This is a genomic window from Caulobacter endophyticus, assembly GCF_029543245.1.
Taxonomy (GTDB): Bacteria; Pseudomonadota; Alphaproteobacteria; order Caulobacterales; family Caulobacteraceae; genus Caulobacter; species Caulobacter endophyticus_A.
Map to the genome: position 1 here is coordinate 16974 of NZ_JARQWV010000007.1, position 19769 is coordinate 36742.

21 protein-coding genes are annotated in these 19769 nt (G+C 70.2%); 6 read left to right on the forward strand and 15 right to left on the reverse strand.

The window, feature by feature from the left end; all coding sequences use genetic code 11:
• Positions 1–4: 4 nt before the first annotated feature.
• The 5 genes from P7A99_RS08325 to P7A99_RS08345 form a co-directional block, all read right to left on the reverse strand.
• Entirely contained in the window at positions 5–1672 is a 1668-nt protein-coding gene (locus P7A99_RS08325) for an MFS transporter (protein ID WP_277793433.1), read from the reverse strand.
• A 75-nt stretch (positions 1673–1747) separates the two neighbouring features.
• The gene (locus tag P7A99_RS08330; RefSeq protein WP_277793434.1) at positions 1748–4417 is read right to left on the reverse strand and encodes a PAS domain S-box protein; all 2670 of its coding nucleotides are present in this window, start codon (positions 4415–4417) and stop codon (positions 1748–1750) included.
• Positions 4418–4619: 202 nt separating this feature from the next.
• Positions 4620–6995, reverse strand: a complete 2376-nt coding sequence (locus P7A99_RS08335) for a TonB-dependent receptor (protein ID WP_277793435.1) — start codon at positions 6993–6995, stop codon at positions 4620–4622.
• Positions 6996–7170: 175 nt separating this feature from the next.
• Complete coding sequence (gene cysQ, locus P7A99_RS08340) at positions 7171–7950, reverse strand: 3'(2'),5'-bisphosphate nucleotidase CysQ (RefSeq protein ID WP_277793436.1); 780 nt, start codon at positions 7948–7950, stop codon at positions 7171–7173.
• The gene (locus P7A99_RS08345) at positions 7947–8138 is read right to left on the reverse strand and encodes a DUF3553 domain-containing protein (RefSeq protein WP_101711171.1); all 192 of its coding nucleotides are present in this window, start codon (positions 8136–8138) and stop codon (positions 7947–7949) included. The genes cysQ and P7A99_RS08345 overlap by 4 nt, the downstream gene beginning before the upstream one ends.
• Before the next feature lie 136 nt (positions 8139–8274).
• Between P7A99_RS08345 and chpT the strand changes: the two genes are divergently transcribed.
• The 3 genes from chpT to P7A99_RS08360 all read left to right on the forward strand — a co-directional run bounded on the left by chpT (position 8275) and on the right by P7A99_RS08360 (position 10232).
• Complete coding sequence (gene chpT, locus P7A99_RS08350; protein ID WP_277793437.1) at positions 8275–8961, forward strand: histidine phosphotransferase ChpT; 687 nt, start codon at positions 8275–8277, stop codon at positions 8959–8961.
• A 66-nt stretch (positions 8962–9027) separates the two neighbouring features.
• Positions 9028–9405 (forward strand): response regulator, encoded by a 378-nt coding sequence (locus P7A99_RS08355; protein WP_277793438.1) that lies wholly within the window; start codon positions 9028–9030, stop codon positions 9403–9405.
• Positions 9402–10232, forward strand: a complete 831-nt coding sequence (locus P7A99_RS08360) for a CheR family methyltransferase (RefSeq protein ID WP_277793439.1) — start codon at positions 9402–9404, stop codon at positions 10230–10232. Before P7A99_RS08355 ends, P7A99_RS08360 begins: the two co-directional genes overlap by 4 nt.
• Here the strand turns inward: P7A99_RS08360 and P7A99_RS08365 are convergent.
• From P7A99_RS08365 to P7A99_RS08385, 5 genes are all read right to left on the reverse strand, one after another.
• The gene (locus tag P7A99_RS08365; RefSeq protein ID WP_277793440.1) at positions 10229–11320 is read right to left on the reverse strand and encodes a hypothetical protein; all 1092 of its coding nucleotides are present in this window, start codon (positions 11318–11320) and stop codon (positions 10229–10231) included. The two genes, P7A99_RS08360 and P7A99_RS08365, sit on opposite strands and share 4 nt — an antisense overlap.
• 208 nt (positions 11321–11528) lie before the next feature.
• A complete protein-coding gene (locus P7A99_RS08370; protein ID WP_277793441.1) occupies positions 11529–11666 on the reverse strand; it encodes an entericidin A/B family lipoprotein in 138 nt (45 codons plus the stop codon).
• 66 nt (positions 11667–11732) lie between these two features.
• Positions 11733–13448 (reverse strand): sensor histidine kinase, encoded by a 1716-nt coding sequence (locus P7A99_RS08375; protein ID WP_277793442.1) that lies wholly within the window; start codon positions 13446–13448, stop codon positions 11733–11735.
• A complete protein-coding gene (locus tag P7A99_RS08380; RefSeq protein WP_101720508.1) occupies positions 13445–14050 on the reverse strand; it encodes a sigma-70 family RNA polymerase sigma factor in 606 nt (201 codons plus the stop codon). Before P7A99_RS08380 ends, P7A99_RS08375 begins: the two co-directional genes overlap by 4 nt.
• A gap of 2 nt (positions 14051–14052) precedes the next feature.
• Positions 14053–14238 (reverse strand): NepR family anti-sigma factor, encoded by a 186-nt coding sequence (locus tag P7A99_RS08385; RefSeq protein ID WP_277793595.1) that lies wholly within the window; start codon positions 14236–14238, stop codon positions 14053–14055.
• 231 nt (positions 14239–14469) lie between these two features.
• Between P7A99_RS08385 and P7A99_RS08390 the strand changes: the two genes are divergently transcribed.
• Positions 14470–15261, forward strand: coding sequence for a response regulator (locus P7A99_RS08390; RefSeq protein WP_109101193.1), 792 nt, complete (start codon positions 14470–14472; stop codon positions 15259–15261).
• Positions 15262–15376: 115 nt separating this feature from the next.
• Here the strand turns inward: P7A99_RS08390 and P7A99_RS08395 are convergent, their stop codons facing one another.
• The 4 genes from P7A99_RS08395 to P7A99_RS08410 all read right to left on the reverse strand — a co-directional run bounded on the left by P7A99_RS08395 (position 15377) and on the right by P7A99_RS08410 (position 17069).
• On the reverse strand, positions 15377–15649 hold the full coding sequence (locus P7A99_RS08395) for a hypothetical protein (protein ID WP_277793443.1): 273 nt from the start codon (positions 15647–15649) through the stop codon (positions 15377–15379).
• Between the two features lie 9 nt (positions 15650–15658).
• Positions 15659–15859 carry a hypothetical protein gene (locus P7A99_RS08400; protein ID WP_277793444.1) on the reverse strand — a complete coding sequence of 67 codons (201 nt, stop codon included), beginning with the start codon at positions 15857–15859 and terminating at the stop codon, positions 15659–15661.
• Positions 15860–16153: 294 nt separating this feature from the next.
• Complete coding sequence (locus P7A99_RS08405) at positions 16154–16624, reverse strand: OmpA family protein (RefSeq protein WP_277793445.1); 471 nt, start codon at positions 16622–16624, stop codon at positions 16154–16156.
• A 103-nt stretch (positions 16625–16727) separates the two neighbouring features.
• Positions 16728–17069 carry a YMGG-like glycine zipper-containing protein gene (locus tag P7A99_RS08410; RefSeq protein WP_101711161.1) on the reverse strand — a complete coding sequence of 114 codons (342 nt, stop codon included), beginning with the start codon at positions 17067–17069 and terminating at the stop codon, positions 16728–16730.
• A gap of 145 nt (positions 17070–17214) precedes the next feature.
• On the opposite strand from P7A99_RS08410, the gene P7A99_RS08415 reads away from it, so the two are divergent.
• The gene (locus P7A99_RS08415) at positions 17215–18072 is read left to right on the forward strand and encodes a diacylglycerol/lipid kinase family protein (RefSeq protein WP_277793446.1); all 858 of its coding nucleotides are present in this window, start codon (positions 17215–17217) and stop codon (positions 18070–18072) included.
• Positions 18069–18890: a metallophosphoesterase family protein gene (locus P7A99_RS08420; protein WP_347276686.1), complete on the forward strand. Its 822-nt coding sequence runs from the start codon at positions 18069–18071 to the stop codon at positions 18888–18890. The genes P7A99_RS08415 and P7A99_RS08420 overlap by 4 nt, the downstream gene beginning before the upstream one ends.
• Before the next feature lie 258 nt (positions 18891–19148).
• Here P7A99_RS08420 and P7A99_RS08425 read toward each other — a convergent pair whose 3' ends face one another.
• Entirely contained in the window at positions 19149–19760 is a 612-nt protein-coding gene (locus P7A99_RS08425; protein ID WP_101711159.1) for a superoxide dismutase, read from the reverse strand.
• Positions 19761–19769: the final 9 nt, after the last annotated feature.

Consider the following 19769-nt stretch of genomic DNA (forward strand, 5'->3'; position numbering starts at 1 on the left):
AGGATCAGTCCAGCGACCTGTCCTTCGTCTCCGGCAGCAGGAACGCCGTCACCAGTACGCTGATCAGGGTGAAGAGCACGGGGTACCAGAGCCCGGCGTAGATATCCCCCACAGCCGCCACGATGGCGAAGGCGCTGAACGGCACGAAGCCGCCGATCCAGCCGGTGCCGATGTGGTAGGGCAGGGACAGGGCGGTATAGCGCACCCGCGTGGGGAAGAGCTCGACCAGGGCCGCCGCCAGTGGGCCGTAGAGGGCCGTGGCGCCGACCACGAACACCAGCAGCACACCGAACACGCCCAGGATGCTCATCCGCTTCGGATCGGCGGCGGCGGGATAGCCGGCCTTGGCCAGGGCCGCCTTGATGGCGGCCTCGCCGGCGGACTTCACCGCCTTGGCCTCGGCGGCGAGCAGGCCCGTGGCGCTCCTGGAGACGATGCGCGTCTCGCCCACCTGGACGATCGCCGGCGATCCGGCCGGGCCGGCGTGGTTGGCGTAGGAGACGCCGGCATTGGCCAGGGCGCTCTTGGCGATGTCGCAGGACGAGACGAAGGCCGCCTTGCCGATCGGGTCGAACTGCAGGGCGCAGTCGGCCGGATCGGCGGTGACGCTGACCGGCGCCCGGGCCGAGGCCTCGGCCAGGGCCGGGTTGGCGGCCTTCTCCAAGAGGTGGAAGCCGGGGAAGTAGAACAGGAGGACCAGGGTCATGCCGCCCAGCATCACCGGCTTGCGGCCGATCCTGTCCGACAGGGCGCCGAACACGACGTAGAGCACCGCGCTGACCGCCGCGGCCGCCATCATCAGGGCGTTGATCGTGCCGGGGGCGACCTTCAGGAACTTCTCCATGAAGGTCTGGATGTAGAAGAAGGTGGTGTACCAGACCGCGCCTTGTGCAGACATGACGGCGAAGAAGGCCAGCAAAACGAGCTTGAGGTTCTTCCACTGACCGAAGGCCTCGGCATAGGGGGCCTTGGAGGCCGCGCCCTCTTCCTTCATCTTGGCGAAGGTCGGGCTTTCGCTGAGCTTCAGGCGCATCCAGACCGAGACCCCCAGCAGGCCGATCGAGACGGCGAACGGAATGCGCCAGCCCCAGGCGTCGAAGGCCTCGGGGCCCACCAGGGCGCCCAGCAGCCAGCGGGTGGCCAGGATGACCAGCAGAGCCGCGAACAGGCCCAGCGACGCCGAGCTCTGCACCCACGAGGTGGCCCGGCCGCGCTGGCCCGGCGGCGAGTGCTCGGCCACATAGATCGCCGCTCCGCCGTACTCGCCGCCCAGGGCGAAGCCCTGCACGCAGCGCAGGATGATCAGCAGGATCGGGGCGATGATCCCCGCCTGCTGAAAGGTGGGCAGAAGGGCGATGGCGAAGGTGGCGCCGCCCATCAGCAGCACCGTGGCCAGGAACGCGCCCTTGCGGCCGGCCTGGTCGCCGATCTTGCCGAAGACGAGGGCGCCCAGCGGCCGGAAGGCGAAGCCCACCCCGAACAGGGCCAGGGCCGCCACATAGCCGGCGGTGTCGGACAGGCCGGTGAAGAAGGTCTTGGAAATGACCTGCGCCAGGCTGCCGAAGATGAAGAAGTCGTACCATTCGAAGGCCGTGCCGGCCGACGAGGCCGCCACCACCGTGCGCATCGAGGCGCCCTTCTTCTGGTCGGCGCCGGCAGTCGTGTCCGTCATGCGGATCCCCCTAATTGCCAGGAGGATTAGCCCGTAACGCCGGTCTCTGGGAAGGGCGCCGATCGATGGCGGCCATCAGGCGGCGGCGGTCTCGGCGGCGCCGGCGGCCTCGGCCACGCGGACGATCTCGGCCAGCAGGGCGGTGGGCGAGATCGGCTTGGCCGCCACCCCGTTCATGCCGGCCGCCAGATAGGTGGCCCGCTGGTGGGCCAGGACGTTGGCGGTGAGCGCCACGATCGGGGTGGCGCCGATCGGCCCGGGCAGGGCGCGGATGCGGCGGGCGGCCTCCAGCCCGTCAACGCCAGGCATCTGCACGTCCATCAGGATCAGGTCGAAGCCGCGCATCGCCGCTTCCACGCCCGACAGGCCGTCCTCGGCGGTCTCGACGTCGGCGCCCAGCATTTCCAGGATCCGGCGGGCGACCATGCGGTTGGTGGGGTTGTCCTCGACCACCAGCACCTTCAGGCCTTCCAGCATCTTGTCGCCGGCGGCCTCGTCGCGCGGCGCGGTCTGCACCGGCGGGGCGTTGATCGACAGGCTGAAGGTCGAGCCCTCGCCCTCGACCGAGCTGAACTCGACCTCGCCGCCCATCATCTGGGCCAGCCGCCGGGTGATGGCCAGGCCCAGGCCCGAGCCGCCGAACCGACGGGTGGTGCTGGCGTCGGCCTGCTGGAACCGCTGGAACAGGCGCGCCTGGGCTTCGGCGGCGATGCCGACGCCGGTGTCGGACACCTCGAACACCAGCCTGTCGACGTCCCCGCGGCGCAGCCGCAGCGACACCGACCCCGACAGGGTGAACTTCACGGCGTTGCCCACGAGGTTGAACAGCGCCTGGCGCAAGCGGGTGGGGTCGGCCAGCACGACGCCCATGTCGGGCGCGTCGACCACCAGGGCCAGGCCCTTGTGCTCGGCCTGGGCGCGCAGCAGGCGCGCGACACTGTGCACGAGGTCGGCCGGATCGATCGGCTCGGGCGTGACGTCCAGGCGTCCGGCCTCGATGCGCGAGAAGTCGATGATGTCGTCCAGCAGGGTCGACAGCATGCGGCCGCAGGCCAGGGCTTCGCCCAGCAGGTGGTCGGCTTCCGCCGACAGGCCCTGGCGCTTGAGCAGGTGGATGACCCCCAGCACGCCGTTCATCGGGGTGCGGATCTCGTGGCTCATATTGGCCAGGAACTGGGCCTTGGCCTCGTTGGCGGCCTGGGCGGCGCGCTCGGCCTCGACCAGGGCCAGCTCGGCGCGCTTCTGCTCGTCGATGTCGAGCACCAGGCCATAGGCCTTGCGCACCCGGCCCGAGGCGTCGCGGCGCACCTCGTGGAACAGGCGGATCCAGCGTTCCTCGCCGTTCGGACGGACCACGCGGGCGTCGAAGGCCCGCTCGCCCCAGCGGCCGACGGCGCCGGCGGCGTAGACGGCGGCCACGTCGTCGGAGCGGATCATCGGCCAGATAGCCTGGCGCACGTCGTCGAAGGTGATCCGCTGGCCCAGGATGCGGTGGAACTCGGGCGAGCCCCAGAAGCTCTTTTCGGCGTGGTCGATCTCGTAGACCCCAGCCTGGGCCGCGCCCAGGGCGGTCTTCAGCCGCCGGGCGTTGGCGCGGGCCTCGCGGCGGGCCTCGGCTAGGGCGGTGACGTCGTCCATGTAGGTGATGACGCCGGCGATCGCGCCGGTGGCGTCGCGCCAGGGGCGGGCCTCCCAGCGCAGGCGGTGCTCGCGGCCGTGGCCGTCGGTCAGGCTGTCCTCGCGGCGCACGACGGTCTGGCCGGTCAGGGCCCGCTCGACGGCGGCCACGAAGCGCTTTCGCGCGCCGTAGGTCAGCTCGTGCAGCGACTTGCCGATCACCTCGGCCTCGGTGGCCTGGAAGATGTCGAGGAAGCGTGGGCTGACCACGGTGAGGCGCAGTTCGCGGTCGTAGAGGGCGACGGCGAACGGGGCGCCCTCGACCAGCTTGCGGGCCTTCTCCTCGCCCCAGCGGGCCAGGTCGCGGTCGCGGGCGACGTCGGTGATGTTCTGCGAGATGCCGCGCAGGGCGAAGACGCCGCCGGGCCGCGGCTCGGTCTGGAAGGTGGCGCGGAAGGCGAACTTCTGGCCGGTGGCGCCGCGCATGTGATGCTCGATCGTGCCGCCCTGGCCGGTGCGCACGGCGCGGGAGAAGGTGGCGCGCACCCGGCCGCGCTCGGGCTCGTCGAGCCGGGCGTAGAAGGCTTCGGGTGTCGACACCTCTTCGGGGCGCAGGCCGGTCAGGCTGAGGATGTCGCTCGACCATTCGATGCGCTGGGCGACGGGGTCGAAGCTCCACACGCCCACCCCGGCGGCCGAGGCCAGCATCTCGCGGGTGCGGCGCGAGACAGCCTGCTCGGCCTTGCGGGCCACCTCGGCCGAGACGTCGCGCAGGGTGCCGACCAGTTCGCCGGCGGGGCCCAGGCGCGCGTGGGCCTCCAGCCAGATGCGGCGGTCGTCCTTGCAGATCATGCGGACGCGGAACACCGCCCCGCCCATGCCGCGGATGAGCTTGCCGGACTCGATGAAGTCCGCGTGGTCGGCGGGGTCGACGAATTTCAGGGGCGAGCGGCCGATCAACTCGGCAGCGGTCCAGCCGGTCAGGCGGGTCCAGGCCGGATTGACGGTGACAAAACGGTCCTCGACCACGACCGCGAACAGGTCGTGTGCGTTCTCGAAGAACCATTGCGCGCTTTCGGCCTGGCTCAGAGGCGACGGCGGCGTGTCTGGCGAGGACGGCGAGGACATCCCAGCTCCCGGCGGAAGGTGAGGCGGATTGTCGCGAGCAAGGGTAAACTTAAGGTTGGCGTCAGCGCGCTGTGCGCGAGATTTCTCGCCCGGGTCGCGTCACGCGGGGCGAAAATCGCGCGGGCCGCAGCCCGCAAGCAAAAACCCCGCCCGGATCGCTCCGGGCGGGGTCTTCATGTGATCATTCGCCGAAGCGAAGGGATCAGTAGCGGACGTTCAGGGTCAGCATGGTCTGGCGGGCCGGCGCCGGGTCGGCGTGGTGCACGCCGTTGGTGCGCAGGATGTAGCGCTCGTCCGTCAGGTTCTGGACGTTCAGCTGCAGGTCGACCTTGTCGTTGACCTGCCACGAGGCGAAGGCGTCGTAGCGGGTGTAGGACGGGATGTAGATGCCGTTGGCGCCGCCGCCGGCGCCGCCTTGGTTGCCGCCGAAGGTCTTGGACACGTAGTAGGCGCCGCCGCCGATCGTCAGCGGACGCAGCACGCGGTAGGTCGTGAACAGGCTGAAGGTGTTCTTCGGCGTGTTGGCCAGCGGATCGCCGGTGTTGAGGTGCGGCGTCACCGTCGGCGTGCCGTTGACGGTGGTGATGGTGACCGCGCCGCGAACCAGCTCGCTGTCCATGTAGGTGTAGCCGCCGAACACCTGCCACTTCGGCGTGATCCTGCCCGACACGCCCAGCTCGACGCCCTGCACGCGGGTCTCGCCGACCTGGGCGAAGTCGGTGGCCGCCGGGCCGACCAGGATCTGGGCGTTCTTGCGCTCGGTGCGGAACAGCGCGCCCGACAGGGCCAGCTGGTCGCCGAACAGGTTCCACTTGGCGCCCAGCTCGTAGCTGGTGGTGTCTTCGGGATCGAGGACCTTGGTCGCCAGGTTGCCCGAACCGATGCCGCCCGAGCCGTTCTGGTCGCCGGCCGCGATGGTCGGCGGGGTTGAGGAGGTGGCGTAGGAGCCGTAGATGCTGCTCGACGCGGTCGGCTTGTAGTTCAGGCCGATCTGGTAGTTGACGAAGTCCCAGCTGGTCTTGGGCACGTTGGTGTAGGTGACCGAGGTGATGACGCCGTTGGTGTTGGTCGAGGCGGCGTTGTAGCCCTTGGTCGAGTAGTCGTCGTAGCGGACGCCGACGTTCAGCAGCAGCTTCTGGGTCAGCTTGATCGTGTCGAACGCGTAGATCGCGGCGGTCTTGGTCTTCGACTGCGAAGCCGGGCCGCGGTTGATCGTGCCGCTCCAGGCGTCGCTCGGATTGGGCGCGTAGAGACGGGTGCAGTCGCCGGTGCCGGCGCCGGTGAAGCCGACCGGGCAGGACGAGCCGCTGGCGGTGTAGAAGGTGTAGGTGGCGTTGTCGTTCTGCTCGCGGCCCAGCTCGAAGCCGGCGTTGAAGCTGTTTTCGATCGAGCCGAGGTTGAACTTGCCGCTGACGTCGCTGACGAAGGCGATGGTCGTGGTCTCGTTCCAGCGCGACTTGGTGCCGCGCTTCATCCACCATTCGCCGGCCACGAACTGCGCCGCGCCGCCGTCGCCGGGGTTGGTGACGAAGTAGTCGTTGAGGGTCTTGCCATAGCGGAAGGCCTGGCGGACCGAGAAGTTGTCGTTGATCTCGTGACGGACGGCGACCGTGGCGATGTCGGCCTTGGTCTTCATCCAGTCGCGGTCGAGGCCGTAATAGGCGTCGCGCGAGACGTCGAGGATGCCGCTGGTCGGACGGGTGCGGCTGTCGGTGCCGGCCACGCCCCAGGTGCGCTTGCTGGCCAGCGGGATGCCGTAGTCCGGGTCCTGGTCGGTGTCGAGGTGGTAGTAGCTGAAGGTCAGCTGCGTCGGGGTGCCGATGCCGAAGGCCAGCGACGGGGCGACGCCCCAGCGCTTGAAGTCGACGCTGTCGCGCCCGGGCGTGTCGCCCTCGGTGACCATCAGGTTCAGGCGGAAGGCGGCGTTCTCGCCGAACGCGTAGTTACCGTCGGCGGTGCCGCGGTAGTAGTTGTCGGTGCCGATAGCCGCCGAGCCGCGCAGGAAGGTGCTGGCCTTGGGCGACTTGCTCGACAGGTTGATGCTGCCGCCGCCCGAGCCGCGGCCGCTGTAGACCGAGTCCGGACCCTTGATGACCTCGACTTGCTCGAGGTTGAAGACTTCGCGGGTCTGGCCGCCGGTGTCGCGGATGCCGTCGACGAAGATGTTGTTGCCCGACGACTGGCCGCGGATGAACGGACGGTCGGCCAGCGGCTGGCCGCCTTCGCCGGCGCCGAAGGTGATGCCCGGCGAGGTGCGCAGGATGTCCTGCAGCGAGGTGGCGGCGGTCTGCTCGATGATCTGGCTGGAGATCACCGTGATCGAGCGCGGGGTGTCGACCAGCGGGGCGGTGTACTTGCCCGACTGCATGTCGGTGGCCTTGCGGGCGTCGACGGCGACGCCGGAGACTTCCTGCACGTCGGCCGAGGCCGGCGCGGTGGCGACCGGCGCATCGGCGTCGGCGGCGAAGGCGGCGGGCGCCAGGGCGAGGCCCGCGACACCGGCGACGGCGGCGGCGCCCAGGGCGCGGCGGGCTTGGCTGCGAACGCCGGCGGCGGCGGGCGAGGAAGGCTTTTGCATTATGTCGAGAGACCCCAGCTCGGGTCGCGGGGGAGGATCCGCGGCCCCTGTCCTGAAATTGCGAGGCGTTCTTATGTACGCAATTGCCGGGGTGCAATAATAATCAGTCGCAGGATGAGCACGGTCGCCGCTGCGCGCGACAACCGTGGCCATAATGCAACGTATCGGCCGTGTATCAGGCGCCGCGGGCGACGAACCAGCCGTTGCGGAAGCCCTGGTCGGCCTTGCCATAGAGGAACGGCTCGCCTTCGGGGGTCGTGAAGCGGCCACCGGCGGCGATGATCAGGGCGTGGCCGGCGGCGGTGTCCCATTCCATGGTCGGCCCATGGCGCGGATAGATGTCGGCCGCGCCCTCGGCGATGCGGGCCAGCTTGATCGACGAGTCCATCGGCGCGCGCAGGGAGAAGCCGTACTGGTCGGCCAGGGCCGTGGCCTTGTCTTCCTTCATGGTGTGGCTGACCAGGGCCAGGGCCTGGCCCTCGGGCCAGGCGCGCGCCCGCACCGGGGTCTCGGCGGCGCCCGGGCCCTCGCGCTTGACCACGCCGCCGTCGGCCGTGAACCACACCTCGCCGGTGGCGGGGGCGCACACCGCGCCGGCCACCGGCGCGCCGTTGTCGATCAGGCCGATGTTGACGGTGAAGTTGGGATCGCCGCGCACGAAGGCCTTGGTGCCGTCCACCGGGTCGACCAGGAAGAAGCGCGGGCCGATGGAGTCGGGCGTGCCGTACTCGCAGGCATGTTCCTCGGAAATGGCGGGAATGTCGGGATAGCGTTCGGCCAGCAGGGCCAGGATCACCTTCTCGCCGGCCTTGTCGGCCTCGGTCACCGGGCTCTCGTCGGCCTTGCGCACGACGTCGAGCTCGGTCCGCCAGAACGGCAGGATCACCTCGGCGGCGGCCTCGACGATACGGGCCAGGTCGCGTCCGATGTCGGCCGGAAGGGGGGCGGAGCTCATGCTTGTCCTCGGGGGTCGTCGCCGACGAAGACCAGTCTCACGACGCGGGCGTCGATGGTCTGCTTGCCGGCCTCTTCGAAATTCACGGTGACGCGATGGCCGGTCACGGACTGCACCTGGCCAAGGCCCCAGTCGGGCTGGCCCGGATGGCGCACCAGCACGCCGGGTTCGAGAAACGGATCCATCACGGCTCCCTGATAGAGCTTGGCGCGCCAAAGTGTGAGTGGTTTTCCACGGCTTTCGCCGCGATCCGTGCGCGGTCAGGTTGAAACGAGTTCTGCGGCGACGTTTGCCAAAGGCCCAAATCACGCCAAAGATCGCGCCATGACCGACATCGCCGCCCCCGCCTCGCCCGCGCCCGTCGCCTCGCTGGACGTCAACGGTCCGGATTTCGCCGCCCTGGTGGCCGCGCGCCTGTGTCACGACTTCATCAGCCCGGCCAGCGCCATCGTCTCGGGGCTGGACCTGCTGGAGGATCCCAGCGCCCAGGACATGCGCGACGACGCCATGAGCCTGATCAGCAGTTCGGCGCGCAAGCTGGCCGACCTGCTGCAGTTCACCCGAGTGGCCTTCGGCGCCTCGGCCTCGGCCGAGAGCTTCGATTCCCGCGAGCTGGAGAAGCTGGCCCAGCAGGGCGTCTTCGCCCACGTGCGTCCCAACCTGAACTGGGACATCGCGCCGCAGTCGCTGAACAAGGCCGCCTCGCGCGCCCTGCTCAACATCGCCCAGATCGCCGCCAGCGCCCTGCCGGCCGGCGGGGCGGCGACCCTGCGCGCCGTGGTCGCCGACGGCCGTACGGCGATCACCGCCGACGCCGTCGGGCCCCGCGCCCGCCTGCGTCCCGAGGTCCTGGCGGGCCTCAAGGGCGAGCCGCTCGGCGAAGGCCTGGGCGGTCCGTGGGTGCAGGCCGCCTATCTGTACGCCGTGGTGCGCGCCGCCGGCGGCCAGATCGGCGTCGAGATCGCCGAGGAGCGCGTCAGCATCGCCGCCTGGACCCCCGCCCTCGACTGACCCGCAGGTTTTTCGGCGCCGTCACCGCTCCTTAACCCGGATCGGCCCATGTTGGTCGTCTAGGATTTGGAGCGCGCCGTGAAGACCTGCCTCGTCGTCGACGACAGCCGGGTGATCCGCAAGGTGGCCCGCCGTGCGTTGGAGGACATCGGCTTCGAGATCGCCGAGGCCGCCGACGGCATGGAGGCGCTGGCCTGGTGTCGCGCGGCCATGCCCGACGCCGTCCTGCTCGACTGGAACATGCCGGTGATGAACGGCCTGGAATTCCTGCAGCGCCTGCGCCAGGAGCCGGGCGGCGACGCGCCGGTGGTGGTGTTCTGCACCGTCGAGAACCGGGTCGACAACATTCGCCTGGCCCTCGACACCGGCGCCGACGAGTACATCATGAAGCCCTTCGACGGCGAGATCATCGCCGCCAAGTTCGCCGAGGCGGGCCTGCTATGACCCCCGAGGACATGGACCTGCTGGCGGCCCTGGGCCGCGCTCGCGCCGGCCTGAAGGTCGAGACCGACAAGCACTACGTCGTCGAGAGCCGGCTGGCGCCGCTGGCCCGGCGTGAAGGCTATCCGTCGATCGAGACCCTGTTGGCGGCCCTGCGCGCCAAGCGCGAGGAGCGGCTGATCTGGGCGGTGGTCGAGGCCCTGACCGTCAACGAGACCGCCTTCTTCCGCGACCGCGACACCTTCGCCTTCCTGCGCGACGTGGCGATGCCGGAGCTGTCGCGCCGTCGCAAGGACGGCTCGGTGCGGATCTGGAGCGCGGCCTGTTCGACCGGCCAGGAGATCTACTCGCTGGCCATCGCCGCCGAGGAGGCGCGCGGCCTGGAGCCGGGCGTGCGCTTCGAATTCTTCGCCTCCGACCTGTCGGAACGCTGCCTGGAGAAGGCCCAGAGCGGGCTCTACACCCAGTTCGAGGTTCAGCGCGGCCTGCCGATCCGGCTGCTGATCAAGCATTTCGAGAACCAGGACGAGACCTGGGCGATCTCGCCGCGCATCCGCCAGACGGTGCGCTGGCGGCGGATCAACCTGACGTCGGACCTGACCGGCATGGGTGTGTTCGACCTGGTCATGCTGCGCAATGTGCTGCCGGGCCTGGACCCATCGGTGCGGGCCAAGGTGGTCGAGAGCATGGCCGCCCGCCTGACCGAGGACGGCCTGCTGGTGCTGGGCGAGACCGAAAGCCTGGCCGGCGTGACCGAGGCCCTGCGCCCGCTGCCGGGGCGTCCGGGCCTCTTCGCCCGCGATCCGGCCTTCCGCGCCGCCGCGGCCTAGATCCGCGCGCGGCCTGCCCGCCGCGGGGAAACCGCGGCCGGGATTTCAGCAAGCCAGCCGAACAGCTGTCGCCGCATCGAGGCCGGTGGTTCGGGCGCGTCGGCCATGGCCTTGGATAGCTTGGCGAACAGCAGGGCCGAGGGGCCCGGCGCGGCCAGCGCGGCCCGGACGCCCAGGGCGTCGATCACCTGCCGCGAGATCCGCCGGTAGGGCGCGGCGGGAGCGTCGGCGTGCGCCGCCGGCGTGCGGCAGTCGGAGAAGTCGGGCGCCAGGCCGCAGCCGGCGCGCAGGGCCTGGGTGATGCGGGCCGCATAGTCGCCGTCCTGTCCCAGCCGATCGACGTCGATGACCAGGTCCGCCTGCGGCAGGGCCTTCAGGTGCGACAGCAGATAGACGGCCAGGAAGGCGGCGAACGACACCCGCGCCGGCGCATGCTTCAGCCTGCGCCGGACGGCGGCGATGCGCCGGGCCAGATCACCGCCCTTCGGGGCGGGCAGGCCCAGGCGCCGGGCCAGCGGCTCGGCGCCGGCCGTTTCCGACAGCAGGACGTACTGGCACAGCTCGAAATAGGTCGGGCGCGCCCGTTTCCGCAGCGAGTGGAACGACAGCCACTGCTGCAGCGGATCGCGGATCAGCACCACGTGGAAGCCGCCGAACCGCCGGCGCAGCCAGTCGATGCGGCCCAGAGTTCGGCAGCAGGCCAGGACCGGCGTCTGGCCGGCGGCCTGGGCGTGAGCCACCAGGCCCGCGACATAGGCGGTCTGGGCGGCGTCCTGGGCGTCGGCGGGCAGGAAATAGTCGTCGAGGGCGAAGCGTCGCTGATAGCCCTCGACGCCGCCGCCGGGCGCCAGCAGCTCCTCGAATTCGGCGAGATAGGAGGCGTCCTCGCCCGGATGCCGCAGGCCGCTGGCGCTCGGGGTCTCGCGCGCGATGCGTTCGGGCGTGAGGGCCGCCAGTTGCTCGTGCCAGGGCTCATAATAGGCCCGCACGCCGGCCAGGGCGCGGAAGCGGCTCCAGACATAGGTGCTGGAGCAGCGCCAGCCGCTGTGCACGAAGACCGGCGGGAGGACGGGTGAGGCGAGCGTCATGGCCGCCAGGATCGACGGCCACCTTGTCCGGCTTATCTCCCGGCCGACAGCAAAATCCGCCCGTTCCTTTCAGTCCCGCAATGCTTGATGCGCTCGCGAGACGCGCCGGCGCCGCATCGGCGCCGTGGCCGCAACAGGCTGGTCACCGACGGCAAAAGACCCGCCCCCGGAAGGGGCGGGTCCTGCGTTCCTGGCCTGGCGGCCTGGATCAGTTCTTGGCGTCGCGGGCGGTGTCGCTGACGGCTTCGCCAGCCGACGAGACGTCCTTGCCGGCGCCTTCGACGGTGTTGCAGGCGGCGACGCTGAGGCTGGCGGCGAGGGCGGCCAGGATGACGAACTTGCGCATGAGAGTTCTCCGGTGCTGGCCCTGACGGGCGCTTGAGATTGCCCAGAGCAAACGTGGCCGACAGGCCTAGGTTCCGACCGGGTGCTGGGGCGGCGGCAGGGCCTGGGGCGTTGGAAACACAAGGCGCACAAGGAGGCCGCCCATCGGGCTGACGTCGAACTTGACCTGGCCGCGCAGTTGGCGGGCGAAGGCGGTCATCAGGGTGCGGCCCACGCCCTCGCCTGGACCGGCCGGGGCGCCGGGGCCATCGTCGCCGATGGCCAGCTCGGCCTCTTCCCCCCGCACGAAGAAGTCGACGGTGAGCACGCCGCCGCGCTCGGAAAGGGCGTGCTTCTGGGCGTTGGTGATGGCTTCGACGGCGAACAGGGCCAGCGGCGCCAGGCGATCGGGATCGATGACCAGCGGGTCGGCGTGGACCTCGGTGCGCACCGAGCCCTGGCCGTTGATGTCGCCGGCCAGCAGCAGGGCGGTCAGTTCCTCGAGGAATGGCCGCAGGTCGACGCGCTTGAGGTCGGGACCCTGGTAGAGGGCGCGGTAGATCTGGGCCAGGGCGGTGATCCGCTGGCGGGTGTCGTTCATCGCCGTGCGCGCGGCCGGGTCGGTCAGGGCGCGTTGCTGCATGTTCAGCAGCGAGGTGATGATCTGCAGGTTGTTCTTCACCCGGTGATGGATCTCGCGCATCAGCGAGTCCTTCTCGGCCAGGCTGTCGCGCAGCGAGGCGTCGCGGGTGACGATGCCGGCGGCCATCTGGTCGAGGGTCTCGGCCAGTTCGCGGATCTCGGGCGGGGCGCGTTCGGCCTGCAGGGGGCGGACCGTGAAGCGGCCCTTGGCGTAGATCGACGCCACGCGCCGCAGATAGACGATCCAGCGGATCACCTCGCGCTCGGTCGCCCAGAACACGGCCGCCAGGGCCAGGGCGAAGGCCAGCAGCGGCAGCAGCAGGCGCGAGATCGGCGTCAGGGTCGCCCAGGACATGATGCCCGGGGCGGGCGCCGACAGCATGACGAAGACGTCGTCCTCGACCAGGGGCGCGGCCGAGAACAGGCGGCGGCGGCCCTGTGCGTCCCTGCCCGACCACAGGATGGTTTTCTGGCCGGCCTCGGTTTCCTCGCGCAGGTGCGTGTTGGCTGCGCCGAAGGCCTTGGGATCGGTGGCCGAGAACACAGCGCCCCGCGCATCGGCCAGGCCGATCTCGGCTCCGTCGGGCAGGAAGCGGTTGGCGGTCTGGGGCTTGAGGCTCGACAGGGTCAGGACGGCGGCCATGGCCCCGTCGAACACCCCAGCGCCGTCCTCGGCGCGGACGGCGGTCAGCACCGAGGGCTCGCCGGCATAGACCGCGCCTGGGGCCGGCGCCACGGCCAGGTGGGCGCCGGCCGCCAGGTCGAGGAACCACGGGCGCTTGGCCCGCTCGGGGTCGCGCGGGGTCGTGCCGGCCGCGCAGGCGACGCGACCATAGGCGTCGAAGCGGATCAGGTTGGCGTAGCCGGGCAGGCGCGACTTCACCGCGTCGAGCCGCCGGGCGCACTCCAGGCCGACCGAGCCGGGGCCCAGGGTCTGGAGCAGCACGCCGGCCGCCTCGATGCGGGCGCGGGCCGTTGCGGCGCTGTGGCCGGCGGCCAACTCCAGGCTCTGCCGACGCGCGTCGCCCTCCGTCCTGAAGGCCAGGTAGGATTGCGTCACGCCGAGCAGCAGCACAGGCAGCAGGGCGACCGTCAGGGCCAGACCGAGACGGACCCGGATTGTGCCGACGACCTCCGCCGCTCGGCCGTACACGCGCTTCACCGCTGGGTGCTCAGACGCTCCGCATCGGCGAGGATGGCGTGCATCGCGTCGCCGGCGGCGCCGCCGTCGCGATCATAGCCGCCCGACTCGAGGATGGCCTGGAGAGCGCGACGCGCCCGGCTGACCCGGCTCTTCACCGTGCCCACCGCGCAGCCGCAGATATCGGCCGCCTCCTCGTAGGCGAAACCGCCGGCCCCGACCAGGATCAGCGCTTCGCGCTGTTCGGGCGGCAGCATCGCCAGGCTCATGCGCAGCTCGTCGAGGGCGACCGGGGCTTCCGGATCGTCCACCGCCACGAGGGTCCGCTCGGCGGCCTCCTGGTCGAGCTGGCTCTGGCGCCACGAGCGACGCTTCTCGGAATAGAACTGGTTGCGCAGGATCATGAAGGTCCAGGCCTTCATGTTGGTGCCCAGCTGGAAGCTGGCGCGCGCGTCCCAGGCCTTCATCATGGCGTCCTGGGCTAGGTCGTCCGCGGCCGTCGGGTCACCGGTGAGGGTGCGTGCGAAGGCCCGCAGGTGCGGGATGAGGGTGACGAGTTCCTTCTTGAAGATCCCGTCACGGGCCGGATCGATGGGCGATCGGCCGACTTGCGCTTCGCTCATGCTCAACGCTCTCCCGAAGGCTTCTCAGCCTTGCGCAGGATATCGAGGAATTCGTCCGGGACCGGCTCGTTGACCACCTCGTCGAACATCTGGCGAAGCTTGACGCCGATGGCCTGCTGACGAAGCCGCGCCTCGTCGAGCGAGGCGGCTCCCTTGCGTTGATCTTCCATGGGTACGTGTTCGATCATGTCCTCGACGCCGGTTGTGCGCAGCGTCCGCCCCCTGCGGCCGAATGTGTAAATGCTGGAGGTCAACGCCACATTCCGCATCGGGTTCCATAAGCTTGAGCATAGACTGGCAAAATTCGGATCGGTGCGGAACCGCCCTCGCGCAGGGCACGTTATGCACTGGACTGAACGGCATAGCTTTGCCGTGACAGAAGGCCTTTTTTGTTTCGAAGACACTCTACGGGAGGGGTCATGAGTCTTCTTGCCCGACTGGCGCCGCACCTGCCCTACGTTCGCCGTTACGCCCGCGCCCTGACCGGCGACCAGACGACCGGCGACCACTATGTGCGGGTGGCGCTGGAGGCGTTGGCCGCCGGCGAGCGCTCGCTCGATGCGGCGCTGTCGCCGCGCGTGGCGCTCTATCGCGTTTTCCACGCCATCTGGCTGACTTCCGGCGCGCAGCTGGAAGCCCGCCGCGACGACGTTTCCGACGACGCCTCGCAGCGGCTGCTGCGGATCGCCCCGCGTTCGCGCCAGGCGTTCCTGCTGACCGCCCTGGAGGGTTTCACGCCTACCGAGGCGGCCCAGATCCTCGATTGCGACTTCGGCGAAGTCGAGCGGCTGATCGCCGACGCCCAGGCCGAGATCGACGCCGAACTGGCGACCGAGGTGCTGATCATCGAGGACGAGCCGGTCATCGCCGCCGACATCGAGGCGCTGGTCCGTGAGCTCGGCCACGACGTCATCGACATCGCCGCCACCCGCGGCGAGGCGGTCGACGCCGTCGCCCGCAAGACGCCGGGCCTTGTCCTGGCAGACATCCAGCTGGCCGACGGTTCGTCGGGCATCGACGCTGTCAAGGACATCCTGGCCCGTCTCGACGTGCCGGTGATCTTCATCACCGCCTTCCCCGAACGCCTGCTGACCGGCGAGCGCCCGGAACCGACCTTCCTGATCACCAAGCCCTTCCAGCCGGAAACGGTGAAGGCGGCGATCGGCCAGGCGCTGTTCTTCCACCCGCGCAGGACCCGCCAGGCCGCCTGACGGCCGGCCCGAGGACCCCGAACGACGAAGGCCCCGGCGAGCGATCGCCGGGGCCTTCTCTTTGGTGCGTTTCCTCTTGAGCTTCTGGCGAGCTCTTCCCAGTCCCGCGCCAGCGCTAATGGGCCGGCGCGGTCTGTTCCTGCGGAGACTGCTTGGGCGAGGTGAGGGTCGTGGTGCCTTGCTGGGCTTCGGCGGGCGTATCGGCGCCCTTGTTGCCCTCGACCGCGGCCAGTTCGCCGGAGCGCATGCCCCAGCTGCCGAACAGGGCGATGGCCGCCAGCACGATGGAAATCACCAGCACCCAGAAGATGTGGCGGCCCCAGCGGCCCTGGCGGGCGCGGGTCGCCTTCAGGGTCGGCGAATGTTCGGTATTGATGTCGGTCGCCATGGGCGCCTCCTATTTCGCGTCGTTCCACGCGGCCGGAGCCGTGCGGCCGGCGTCGAGCTGGGCGGAGGCGAAATGCTGGACGGTGCCGACCGCCAGCGCCATGCCCAGCACCGTCGCCGCGGCGAGCAGACGTGAACTCCGGACTTGCCTGCGGCGACGCTGGGTTTCGAAGACCAGTCCGCCATGCGCGGCTTGATAGGCGCGGATCATCACGTCGCTCCCCATTCGCCCCGCCGTACGGCGGGATCACGAGAACAACGTTTCGCGCACGGCGCCGTTCCGCCGGCGTCGCGCAAGGCGCGGGCGGAACGCTCGCCGATCAGGCGAAAAATTTTTCGAAACTTCGGGAACGCCGATCGGGGGAGGTCGTTCTATATCTGCGGAGGCGGCGACGCCCCCCCGACTTGAGGCTGGCGAAAGCCGGCCTGCCGTCTCCGCAACCCCCTTTTCTGTCGAGCCCTCAGGCGGATCGGATCACCGACCCGCCTTTTCTGTGCGTCCGGCTCAGGACTTGGGCGCGGTGGCGCCTTCCAGGTCGATGCGCACGTCGGCGCGACGGCGCAGGGGGCGGGCTTCGCCGTCACGGGTGATCGCGCCGGCGTCGCCGGCCGCCGTCACCTCGAACGACACCTGGCGGAAGCCGACCTTGGCCAGAGCCCCGGTCACCGCCGCCGCGCGCTTTTCCGATAGGGCGAGATTGGCGTCAGGAGCGCCGACGGCGTCGGCCAAGCCCACGACGTGGACGTTTCTGGCCGTGCAGCCCTTGGCCACGTCGGCCGCGCCACGCAGCACCTGCCGCGCTTCGCGAGTCACGGCCGCCGAGTCGCGATCGAAATAGATCGAGACGGTGAAGTCCTCGCAGGCGGCCGGAAGGGCCTCGATCTGCGATCGTGATTTCGGCCAGGGGCTGCTTGCGCAACCGGCCGCCGCAACACCGATCGCCGCCATAGCGATCCAAACGCCCGCCTTGCTCATTCGTCGCCCTCTCGTTGCACCCACTGTTTCGCCGCTCCGGACATGCCAAAGGCGGCCGACGCGCGCCGACCGCCTTCGAAAATCCTGGTTGGACGAGGCCGCCTCAGCGGGGGCTGCCGTCTTCCCAGAAATAACGACCGCTGCGCGAGTCGTAGTAGTAATACCGTCCAGCGCGCTCGTCATAGTACTGGCGACGATTCACGTTGGTGGCGCCGCAGCCGCCGTCCTCGCGACAGCCCTTGATGGCGCCGGCCGTGCCGCCGATGGCCGCGCCGATGGCGGCCCCGGTCCCCGCGTCGCCCCCGCCGACATTGTTGCCGATCACGGCGCCGGCGAGGGCGCCGAGGGCCGCGCCGCCGGCGGCGTTGCGTTCGGTGTTGCCGGTGGCGGTGCAGGCGGTGGCCAGCAAGCCGGCGGCCGCCACGGCGATCACTGTGGTCTTCATCTTGGCTCTCCGTTCGAGCGTGTCCCGGTCACTCAAACGGAGCATGAGCGGCGGAAGTTCCGGCCCAGGCGTGCGGGAACCCGGGCCAAGCGCCGCCGTTTGCTCCGCATGGAGGCCGCTTTCGGCCGCGCCGACGGGAGTTTGCATGCGCGTCGAACTGGTCGCCAACGTCGCTTCGGGATCGGTGGGACGAGACGGTCCCGAGCGGGCCGAGGCGATCCTGGCCGAGCACGGCGTCGAGGCGAGCGTCCACGCGCCGGCCGGCGGCGAGCTCGAACCCTGCCTCAGCGAAGCCCTGGCGCGAAAGCCCGACGTGCTGTTCGTGCTGGCTGGCGACGGGACCGCGCGGGCCGCCGCCGAACTGGCCGGTCCGGACGGACCGCTGGTCGCGCCTCTGCCCGGCGGCACCATGAACATGTTGCCGCGCGCCCTCTATGGCGAGCGGGCCTGGTCCGAGGCGTTGAAGGCCTGCCTGACCCATGGCGAGGAGCGGATGATCTCGGGCGGCGAGGTGGCCGGCCGGTTGTTCTTCGTCGCGGCCATACTAGGGAGCCCCGCCCTGTGGGCCGAGGCGCGCGAGGCCGCCCGCCAGGGCCGCGCGGACCTGGCCGTGATGCGCGCCCAGCGGGCCCTGCGCCGCGCCTTTTCCAGCCGCCTGCGCTATGTGCTGGATGGCCGGCCCAAGGAGAAGGCCGAGGCCCTGACCCTGATGTGCCCCCTGGTCTCCACGGCGCTGGACGCCGAGGAACGGGCGCTGGAAGCCGCCGCGCTCGATCCCACCAACGCCATCGACATCTTCCGCCTGGGCGTGAAGACCGTCACCGGCGCCTGGCGCGACGATCCGTCGGTCAGCGTCCAGCGCTGCCGCGTCGGGCGGGCCTGGGCCGGCGGGCGCATCCCGGCCATCCTCGACGGCGAGCCCGTGCGGCTGGACGATCACGTCACGATCCGCTTTCGCCCAAAGGCGTTCCGCGCCCTGGCTCTGAAGGACGGCGCCCCGTGACCGGAGCCGTCTTCAAGATGGTGCAGGTCTCCGACATCCACTTCGGCGGCGAGCATCCGGAGGCGGTCGAGGCGGCCGTCGAATGCATCCATGCGGCCAGGCCTGACCTGGTGATCGGGGCCGGAGACCTGACCAAGGACGGCGCCCAGGTCGAATTCGACGCCGCCCGGGCCTGGTTCGCGCGTCTGCCGACGCCGCAGTTGCTGGCGCCCGGCAACCACGACAGCCCGTTCAAGGGGCCGGTGGAGGTCTTCGAGCGGCTGTTCATGCCCTGGCGGCGCTATGAGGCGCGGTTCGGCGCGCCGGACGGCCTGGCCTACCGCGACGAGCGCGCGGCGGTATTCACCCTCAATTCGGCGCGCGGCGCCCAGATCCGCTGGAACTGGTCGAAGGGGGCGGTGTCGCGCTCGCAGACCAAGGCGGTGGCCAAACGGCTGGCCGCCGAGCCGCCCGGGCGGCTGAAGGTGGTGGTTTGCCATCATCCGCTGATCGAGATGATGGGCGGGCCGATGACCGCAAAGGTCCGGGGCGGGCAGGCCGCCGCACTGGCCTTCGCCAACGCCGGCGCCGACCTGGTGCTGACCGGCCACATCCATGCGCCGTTCGTGCACGCCTATCCCTATGCCGGCGGCTGCACCCAGGCGGTGGGCTCGGGCACCCTGTCGGTGCGCGAGCGCGGCGTGCCGCCCAGCTTCAACCTCATCGAGGCCGATGAGGCCGAGATGCGCATCACCGCCATGGCCTTCGAGCGCACCGGCTTCGTCGTCTGGCGCACCTGGGCGGTGAACCGGCGGCCAAACTGCAAGATCGTCTCCTAGGAGCGATCTACTCTCGGCATCCACGCCATTTTTCATCCGAACATCCCCGCGAAGGCGGGGAACCAAGCCGAACCCGAAGAGGATCCACGGCCGCGCCACCTCCTGAAAGCCAGCTTGGATCCCCGCCTTCGCGGGGAAGACGGTTTCGTGGGGAAGTGCTCGGGTGAGTGTCGATCTGTCCAGGGACAGACCCCTGAACGCAAGAAGGGCGGGATCTCGCGATCCCGCCCTTCTCGAGGTCGGCCCTCGGTCGGTTGCTTAGACCGGGTACTTCCAGGCTTCGCCCTGGCCTTGAGCCGCGGCGTACTGGGCGTCGGCGAAGGCCCAGTTGGGCAGGGCGTCGAACCAGGCTTCCAGGAAGCCCTTACGGTTGTTCTGGTGGTCGAGGTAGTAGGCGTGCTCCCACACGTCGCAGACCAGCAGCGGGGTCACGCCCGGCTTGGTCATGGCGCCGTCGGCGTCGTGGGTCGAGATGATCGACAGCTTGTCGCCTTCGGCGACCAGCCAGGCCCAGCCCGAACCGAAGTGGCCGACGCCCTCGGCGACGAACTTTTCCTTCAGGCCGGCCAGACCGCCGAAGGTCGCGTCGATGGCCTTGGCCAGGGCTTCGCCCGGACCGGCGCTGGCGGGAGCCATGCATTCCCAGAAGAAGGCGTGGTTCCAGGCCTGGGCGGCGTTGTTGAACACCTTGCCCGGGCCGGCGTCGGCGATGACGGCTTCCAGCGAGCGGCTGTCGTCTTCCGGCAGCAGGCCGTTCAGCGCGTTGACGTACGCGGCGTGGTGCTTGTCGTGGTGGAAGTGGAGGGTGTTGGCCGAGATGGTCGGCTGAAGCGCCTCGTAGGCGTAGGGCAGGTCGGGCAGCTTGAACATGGTCACTCC